Origin of the sequence: Nitrosomonas sp. (assembly GCF_043753625.1) — a bacterium.
In the GTDB taxonomy this organism is placed as follows: Bacteria; Pseudomonadota; Gammaproteobacteria; order Burkholderiales; family Nitrosomonadaceae; genus Nitrosomonas.
In genome coordinates, this window is the sequence record NZ_JAYUWI010000153.1 from 1 (window position 1) to 8,792 (window position 8,792).

Sequence of the window (8,792 nt, forward strand, 5' to 3'; positions counted from 1 at the left end):
GCCATGGCAGTTCCTCTTTGATGGTGGGCTCTCTTGGGTCAGTATGCGCCTTATAATAGAAAAAATCGGGCTTGGCTGAACAATCTTTCTAATCAGGAAAAGTTTTCAAGGTGATGGGACATCATTTGGATTCCAATGTCAGTTTTAAAGCGTGGCAAGCAATGTCAAACGCTGCTGTATCTCAATCTGAATTAGTTTCTGAGCTGTTAATACATGCGCAAAGAAACCATCAGAAAGCATTACAGGTACTTGGTGATTTTGCTTTTATGAATTTCAAGATTGTCAAAGATCATCCGAATTTGACCGAGATATTGCATGCCCTGACCAGTTTAGATGCTGAACGAACAAATGACTTTGATCATGTACTTTCGCAATTGATAGAAATCAATATTCACGATGAATTGGTATATGACAGTTTGACGACTTGGGTAGTGAAACATTACGACAGCAGGACTTCGGATAAAAAATTGGGCTCGTGTTTCGCCCAAAGCATAAGGGAATTAATCGACAAGCCCTTGCTACATAAATTAATTACACGTTGGCTGATTTCTGATGAAAGAATACTGGCCGCAGCTTATCGTGATTTGATCGGTCATTTGTGGGTTCATGGAGTCAAACAGCCTGTCTTTGCTCAAGATATTCTCGACACTTTGACCGCTGATGACTTTAAGTATCTCGCACGGCGCTTGATAGGTTGGACGTTTCATGAAGAAGCTTTACTTTCTCTGACTTTTTCATTGTTAAACACCAAAGAAGCTCAGCAAAGAACCTTTGGCTGGGTATTCGCGTTGTTGGTTAACGAGGTGGGGCGGAATTATCCTCAGGCTACATTGGAAACGATACAAGAAAAATTGAATAGTGTCTCGCCTGAAGTAAAACAATTATTAGAAAAGGTACAGTTGGAACTGCTTGCTTATACTGAAGCAATTAAGCAATTACCCATTCGGCATGAATTCCATCCGCCCATTCCGATGCGCATAAGGCATGCTGTTGCATTGAAGAAAGCCAGAGAGCAACGAGAGGCAACGGATAAAGCAAATGAAAAATCGATATGGCAACAACTCTGTACAACAATTCCGCTGAAAGCTGGAACAGGTAGCTTTTCGCTTTTCCAAGGAAAAATCAGTGATATCAATCGCCTTAGCTTGTTTTCAATTTCTAGCTCATTACCGGCGCAGTATGTTGTTGATCCCCTTAATGATGAAATTAAAAATCTGGGCCTTAGAGCTGCCAAACGGGGTGATCAATGAAACTGATTATCGCCGAATATTTGCGTTCTCTCAAAGAACGGGATGAATTGGATCGTTTATTGCCAGATCTGTTGGTGGAAATGGATTACGTTCCCGTAGCTCGTCCACAAACAGGCAATCGACAACATGGCGTGGACATTGCAGCTAGAGGTAATAATTACGAAACAGGGGAAGATGAGTTATTGCTTTTGGTGGTCAAGCAAGGCGATATTGGTCGAGCCGAATGGGATGGTGGCAATCAGTCTGTTCGTCCAAGCATCAACGAGATTTTTGATGTCTATTTGAAGTCTCACCTTGAACCGCAAGATCAAGGCCGTAGCATACGTATTGTTGTTGCCACCAGTGGGGAGTTAAAACAAACAGTACAAGCCAGTTGGAGTGGATTTCTCAACGACAATAAATCCAAAGCCCGTATTGAATTTTGGGGAACTGATTTCATCGCCACTCTGATCGAGAAACATCTATTAGATGAACATATCTTCCTCGACGAGGATAGGCATGATTTGCGTCGCGCACTGGCGCTATCTGGCGATAGCGAGTATGAACGGCAAGATTTGCATCGTTTGTTTATGCGCGTCTTAGATTTGAATGATAAAGGGCAATTGACCGGCAAACCCAAGACGGGTAAAGCCTTATTGAAAGCTTTGCGAATCGTTAATCTATCAGCTCAAATGTTTGCTTATTGGACATTGCGCGATGACGGTGATACTCGCCAAGGTTTTTTTGCACTGGAGCGCGCCATGTTGTGGTCGTGGCATCGCATTCAGCTTGTGGATGAAAAGAACAAACAAGATGAGCTCGTAGGAGCTTTCAGTGTGATGTGGCGGAATTACAATCGCTTTGCTTTTCAATATTTCAACAGAATTCAACCCTATAGTTTCGTAGAAAATAGCATAACCCGCTATGCTTCGAATGGTGTGGAATCCTCGTTAATCGCGTTTGAGCAAATCGGTATTCTGGCGAGCATTGCACTGTTTCAATGTTTTCATCCGGTATCCACAGTGGAAGAGAAGACTTTCTGGTCGAATAATGCCAATGTGGTGCTCGATGCTTTGGAAGCATGGCTACTAAATAATAGTATTAGCAGTTCTCCATGCCTTGACCGGCATAGTCAAGACATCATTCTGGCATTGGTAGCATTGTATGAATTAGATCGAGCAGAGATAGCTAAAGAATGGCTTAAGAAACTGTTTCGCAATGTAGATTACGCCTTTAAAGCAAAGAAATTTGTTCCTGTCGCTAGTGACTCCTTAGACGATTTGATAGAAGAGGGAGGCTGGCTTGGTGGGCAAGCAACTGAGCGTATGATGGAAACTTCCTGGATGCTAGCGACTTTTGCAGGTTGGAGTGTTATTTTGGGTATGGATGAAATGTATGAGGTATTAGCAAAGAATGTTGGCGAGAATTATCCAGGAGCATGTATCCAACTCTGGCACCCCGAGAAAGATTTATACCAATATCTTTACTTTCAGTCTGCGCATTCTGAGTCCGGTGTGACCGAAGCGCCAATTCAATTGCCAGCTACTGCAAAAGAATATCGACAGCAAATGCAAATGATTTGTAAATCGGAATTTGGAAAGGCGTTGCTTGATTCTCCAGCATCGTTGTCTGGTTTATTAGCCCTTGATTTTATCTCTTACAGGCACTTTTCAACTCCTGTGCCGCCTGTATTCTGGTATTCGCTGATAAATGATACTGTCGGTTGACTAACTGAGCAGGTTTTAGTGATAATTTTCTTAACTAAATCTATCTTCAAAGTTTAAGTGGATGAGCTTTCAGCAGTTTTCTGACCTATCGCAATAAATTGCCGGATATAAGGAATCGTTTTATCCGGTTCCCGCATCGCCAAAAACAATTTCTGATATAGCCCTTTCTTGCCTATACGAATTTTATTGAATCTAAGATCTTTGTTTTTAATATCGGCCAGCCATTCAGGCAGTACGCAAACGCCGCGCTGAAGTGCGGTCATTTGTAGCATGATTTCCAGTGATTCGATCTGTTTCAATTTTGCCGGCTCCAAGTGAGCGGGTGTCATAAAATGCGTCAGAATATCTAGTCTTTCCAGCGGTACTGGAAAAGTTAACAAGGCTTCTTTACTCAAAAGCTCGGGTGTAAGCTGTTTACACTCTGCCAGAGGATGGCTGGCCGCTGACAGCAAAACCAGTTGATATTCTGCCAGGATTTCATATTCGATCTTTTCCTTTTTGACCAGATCGGGTGTGATCAAAACATCAATGTGATGGTTCAGTAATCCTTCCAATCCCGAAAACTGGAATTTCTGCACGATGTCAATATCGATGCCGGGCATTTGTTGCATGTATTGGCCAATGACGCCGGTGAGCCATTCAAAGCAGGGGTAGCATTCCACGCCGATGCGCAAAATACCTTGGCGGCCTTCGCTGTAGGCTTCGAGTGTTTTTTCCGCTTGTGATAATACCGGCAATACCTGATTGGCTACATCCAATAGCAGAGTGCCGGCTTGAGTCAGGCGCAGGCTACGGCCTTCGCGTTCCCATAACGCTACCCCTAATTTCTTTTCGAGATAGCTGATTTGATGCGATAGGGCCGGTTGACTAAGGCATAGCGCATTAGCAGCTTCAGTGAGTGTGCCGTTTGCATGCAGTGCTTGAATGATTTTCAGGTGGCTGTGTTCGATCATCTATGAGGAAACCTTATTAGAATATTAAATCTTATCATTATTATTCATTACTCATTGTTCATACAATAGCCGAACTTTTATTATTCTATGAGTGGTGATTGAATCATGGTAACAACGCACAGTCTGGGGTTTCCGCGTATCGGCAGAAAGCGAGAGTTAAAATTTGCTTTAGAGAAATACTGGAAAGGGATAATTTCTGAACAATCCTTATTAGAAATCGCAGCCGATCTTAGAACGCAGCACTGGCAGGATCAAGCTGCGCTTGACTGGATTCCGGTTGGTGATTTTTCGTTATACGATCATGTGCTGGATACCAGTTTTATGTTGGGCAATATTCCGGCGCGCGTCAGTGGACTGCCGGGTAGTGCGATAGACAACTATTTTCGGGTAGCCAGGGGACGCTCGGTCAGTGACGATTCTGCCAGTTCCTGTGTGAATGCCGGTGAAATGACAAAGTGGTTTGACACGAACTACCATTACATCGTACCCGAATTCGAGAAAAATACGCGTTTCTCACTGAATTCCAGTCATTTGCTTGAACAAATTCAGCAAGCCAGGCAAACCCATCATCAAGTCAAACCGGTCATTCTCGGCCCGGTGACTTATTTATGGTTGGGAAAATCCAAGGATGATACCGATAAGCTTGATTTGTTAGATGACTTGTTAAATACCTACGCACAATTGCTGCATGAGCTAGAAAATTCAGGCATTGAGTGGGTGCAGATCGATGAACCCATATTGGTAATGGAATTGGCTCCGGAATGGAAGCATGCTTTGAGAAAAGCTTATTATCAATTACAGGCCACACCCATCAAACTGCTATTAACGACGTACTTTGGGCAACTGCAGGATAATTTGCAATTAGCCTGCGAACTGCCAGTTGACGGATTGCACCTGGATGCCATCACGGCGAAAGATGAAATTGCCAAGGTGATTGATTGGTTGCCAACGCATAAAACCCTCTCTTTGGGCGTTATCAACGGGCGTAATATCTGGAAAACCGATTTATCGGCAACACTGGATTGGCTGGAACCTATCTCTGCACGCTTGCAAGACCGGCTTTGGCTTGCGCCATCCTGTTCATTGTTGCATGTGCCTGTTGATCTGGATAATGAACAGAGGTTAGATACGGATATTCAGTCTTGGCTGGCGTTTGCTGTGCAGAAATTAAATGAAGTTGAAGTGCTCGCAAAAGCACTGAATCATGGCAAAGAGAGTGTTACTGAAATCTTGCAGGAAAATAGCGCGGCGATCACGAGCCGCAAGCAATCCAAACGCGTGCATCAGGCAGCCGTGAAAACGCGTGTGCTTGAAATCAATGAGGCAATGGGTACGCGTCAATCACCGTATCAGCAACGTACGATCGTGCAACGGGAGAAATTTCAACTGCCGCTTTTCCCCACTACAACCATTGGATCTTTCCCGCAAACACAGGAGATCAGACAAACTCGCCATGATTACCGCGAAGGCAAGTTAACAGAATCAGAATATCGTCAGTCGATGCAGAATGAAATTAAGCACTGCGTACGAGAACAGGAAGCGCTAGGATTGGATGTTCTGGTGCACGGCGAACCCGAACGCAATGATATGGTGGAGTATTTTGGCGAACAATTGTCTGGTTATACTTTTACTCAGTTTGGCTGGGTGCAATCGTACGGCTCACGATGTGTCAAACCGCCGATTATATTTGGTGATATCTCACAATCCCAGGCGATTACTACGGAATGGATTCAATATGCCCAATCATTAACCAAAAAACCGATGAAAGGCATGTTAACCGGGCCGGTAACCATGTTGAATTGGTCGTTTGTGCGTGATGATCAATTGCGCGCAGAAACCTGCGTGCAATTGGCGCTGGCGATACGTGATGAGGTGCTTGCTTTGGAGAAAGCAGGCATCCGGATTATTCAGATTGACGAAGCCGCATTAAGAGAAGGGCTGCCGTTGAGAAAATCACAATGGAATACTTATCTTGACTGGGCCATCCGCGCATTTCGTATTACTGCGAATGGCGTTAAAGATGAAACGCAGATTCATACGCATATGTGCTACTCGGAATTCAATGACATTATGGAAGCCATTGCTCAAATGGATGCGGATGTCATTACGATTGAAACTTCGCGATCCGATATGGAATTGCTCGATGCATTTGATCAATTTCAGTATCCCAACGAGATTGGCCCGGGCGTGTATGATATCCATTCCCCCAATACACCCTCTGTTGATTCGATCATTCATTTGATGGAGAAAGCAGCGCAACGTATACCTGCCGAGCGTTTGTGGGTGAATCCTGATTGTGGATTGAAAACGCGCAATTGGGAAGAAGTGAAACAGGCATTACGCAATATGATTGCTGCGAGCCGGTATTTATCCAGCCAAGCTGCGCGCAACTCAGGTTAGCTAAATTTGACTTGCTGATGTTATTTAAGCGATGATATGCAACATCTTTATCCACCTCGGTTTAAAAGGAGTAATCATGACGACCAATACCCTACTCAAACAAAAAATTACAGCCATTATCGGTGAAAAACACCTGCTCAAACATCCTTTCTATATCGCCTGGACAGAAGGCAAACTGACGAAAGAACAGTTGCGGCATTATGCAGAACAATATTTTTATAATGTTTTAGCTGAACCAACCTATTTAAGTGCTGTGCACTTTAATACACCGCATATTCATTCCGAATCAAACAGCGGTGATATCAGCGTACGGCAGGAAGTATTAAAAAATCTAATTGATGAAGAGCATGGCGAAAAGAATCATCCAGCATTATGGAAAAACTTTGCTTTTGCATTGGGTGCAAATGATAAGAGCTTAGCTAATGCAGCCGCATTACCTAATACCGAGAATCTTGTCTCCACATTCCGGGATATCTGTTTGAATCGTCCATTTTATGCAGGACTTGCTGCATTGCATGCATTTGAATCACAAGTGCCTGATATTGCAGCAGTTAAGATTGATGGATTGGCTAAATTCTATGGGATGAAAAATCCTGAAGATTATGAGTTTTTCTCGGTACATCAAAAAGCGGATATATATCACTCACAAGCTGAATGGGCAATCATTGAGCGCTTTGCCGATACCCCGGAAAAACAAGCCGAAGTACTGGCTGCTACCAAAGAAGCCTGTGACGCGCTGTGGAGTTTCTTGGATGGCATCCATGAAACCTACTGCGCAAATCTGATATGTGATGAGCAAAAAACAGCAGCGATATTACATTAAGAGCAGTTTTCGGCTTATCGTACAGTGTGATGCTATTCAGTGGATTTTAATTCCCAAGGATTCAATTCCTTGTCCCTTGGGACGAAATTAAGTTAAAACCAGCATTGAAGAACACAGTTAACACCCCGCTGCACGCAGCGGGGTGTTTTATTTTGCGGTTACCGCCTAAGGAAACTCTGAATAACCCTCATATGTCATTCCGAACAAAGTGATATCTTGGGCAATCTCTGCACCATAGATTTCTCGCTACGTTCGAAATAACAGTTATTCAGAGCTGCCTTAAAGATAGTATTCCGCACACTACAGGTCTTTTCATAGCCCACAGCAATATTCGATTTTCTTTGATCGCGACCTTTCCATTTTTTCTTCTCTCTGATATTAACTCTAGCGCATAGCGTGTTCTGAAGTTTATCGCTAATACACGTCAATAATCATCAGATCTGTCATGGCCCATCCTTGCCAGAGGCGCATTCGCGTGAAAATTCTCTCTGGCAAGAATTAATTTGTGTTCAGTCATCATTCAGCCAAAAAGCTGCACAATGAAACCGAAATACCAAGAATGATTGGGTATTTATTGCGTTATAGGCGCGAAATTTATTGTGGAGGTACATCATGAATGCCAGAGAAATTCTTATCCTTTTTTCCGTAATTGGAATTCTTTTTCTGGGGGGATGTGTGGCTACTCCGTATTATGGAGGATCGGGATATTATAGGAGTGCTGTATACAGTTACGGATATCAACCACCATTTTACGTTAATCAAGGCTACATTGGCGGATATAGACACTTTGATAATGGGCACAGGCATTTCGATAGCGGACATAAACACTTTATTGGTGGGCATAGACACTCCGGTGGAGGACATCGGGGTGGAAGCCATCGAGGCGGCCATCATCGTTGATGAAAGTGATTGAACTTGTGATTCCCCATGGGGTCTTGCCACGGGGTTGTTTATTGGGAGCGTTGACGCTTCTATGTCAAGTAACTCAGTGAGGTAAGCCTCCAGCTTTGCCGGGGGGCTCACCGTGGTTTGACCTAATACGACGGTCATTGAGAATCTTCTATCTCGACCAAGAGGAGGAGATTCAAGATGAAAGAGTATCAGAGTTTTTCCCACACAAGATGGGATTGTAAGTACTCTGTGGTATTCATTCCGAAAAAGCGTAGGAAGCGGATATTTGGAATGTTGCGCAAGCATCTGGGCGAGATATTCCATGAACTTGCGGTATCGAACGTGATGGGGTACATCAATGGGAAGAGCGCAATTGCAATAGCGAGGCGCTTCGGCGGCTGAGTAAAGAATTTCACTGGCGAGGTTTTCTGGACTCGAGGGTATTTTGTTTCGACGGTCGAGCTTGGTGAAGGGGTAGTCAGGGCGTATATCCCGGCTCTGCCGGAGGTAATTTAAAAACCTGTCCAGTTCTGCGGTACCACTCCACTTTTCAATCCGCGTACGACATGAGTATTTTTGAAATGAAAGGGAGGGATTTTATGCCAGACAGCTCAAGAATAGCGGCATATCTCCGCTAATATAATTCTATTGGTATTTCAGTTCGTTATTTGTATAAAGTGGACCCCGCAGTCAAGACAATAATAGATTGAATTTAAGAGGGCACCCTATTCATGCAGCGGAACGGCGCTGCCCCGATTTTTTGTTTTTA

At 43.8% G+C, this 8,792-nt stretch carries 6 protein-coding genes and 1 pseudogene; 6 read left to right on the forward strand and 1 reads right to left on the reverse strand.

What is annotated here, in order from left to right:
- The first annotated feature begins 161 nt into the window (after nt 1–161).
- Both ACH10T_RS12725 and ACH10T_RS12730 read left to right on the forward strand, forming a co-directional pair.
- The gene (locus tag ACH10T_RS12725; protein WP_394809636.1) at nt 162–1,250 is read left to right on the forward strand and encodes a hypothetical protein; all 1,089 of its coding nucleotides are present in this window, start codon (nt 162–164) and stop codon (nt 1,248–1,250) included.
- Nucleotides 1,247–2,956 (forward strand): hypothetical protein, encoded by a 1,710-nt coding sequence (locus ACH10T_RS12730; protein ID WP_394809637.1) that lies wholly within the window; start codon nt 1,247–1,249, stop codon nt 2,954–2,956. Before ACH10T_RS12725 ends, ACH10T_RS12730 begins: the two co-directional genes overlap by 4 nt.
- Nucleotides 2,957–3,009: 53 nt before the next feature.
- On the opposite strand, the gene ACH10T_RS12735 is transcribed toward ACH10T_RS12730, so the two are convergent.
- Complete coding sequence (locus ACH10T_RS12735) at nt 3,010–3,909, reverse strand: LysR substrate-binding domain-containing protein (RefSeq protein WP_394809638.1); 900 nt, start codon at nt 3,907–3,909, stop codon at nt 3,010–3,012.
- Nucleotides 3,910–4,014: 105 nt separating this feature from the next.
- Between ACH10T_RS12735 and metE the strand changes: the two genes are divergently transcribed.
- The 4 genes and pseudogenes from metE to ACH10T_RS12755 all read left to right on the forward strand — a co-directional run bounded on the left by metE (nt 4,015) and on the right by ACH10T_RS12755 (nt 8,539).
- The gene (gene metE, locus ACH10T_RS12740) at nt 4,015–6,309 is read left to right on the forward strand and encodes a 5-methyltetrahydropteroyltriglutamate--homocysteine S-methyltransferase (protein WP_394809639.1); all 2,295 of its coding nucleotides are present in this window, start codon (nt 4,015–4,017) and stop codon (nt 6,307–6,309) included.
- Nucleotides 6,310–6,385: 76 nt separating this feature from the next.
- Nucleotides 6,386–7,132: a CADD family putative folate metabolism protein gene (locus ACH10T_RS12745; protein WP_394809640.1), complete on the forward strand. Its 747-nt coding sequence runs from the start codon at nt 6,386–6,388 to the stop codon at nt 7,130–7,132.
- Nucleotides 7,133–7,847: 715 nt separating this feature from the next.
- The gene (locus tag ACH10T_RS12750; RefSeq protein WP_394809641.1) at nt 7,848–8,045 is read left to right on the forward strand and encodes a hypothetical protein; all 198 of its coding nucleotides are present in this window, start codon (nt 7,848–7,850) and stop codon (nt 8,043–8,045) included.
- Nucleotides 8,046–8,221: 176 nt separating this feature from the next.
- Nucleotides 8,222–8,539 (forward strand): annotated as a pseudogene (locus tag ACH10T_RS12755) (transposase).
- Nucleotides 8,540–8,792 lie beyond the last annotated feature (253 nt).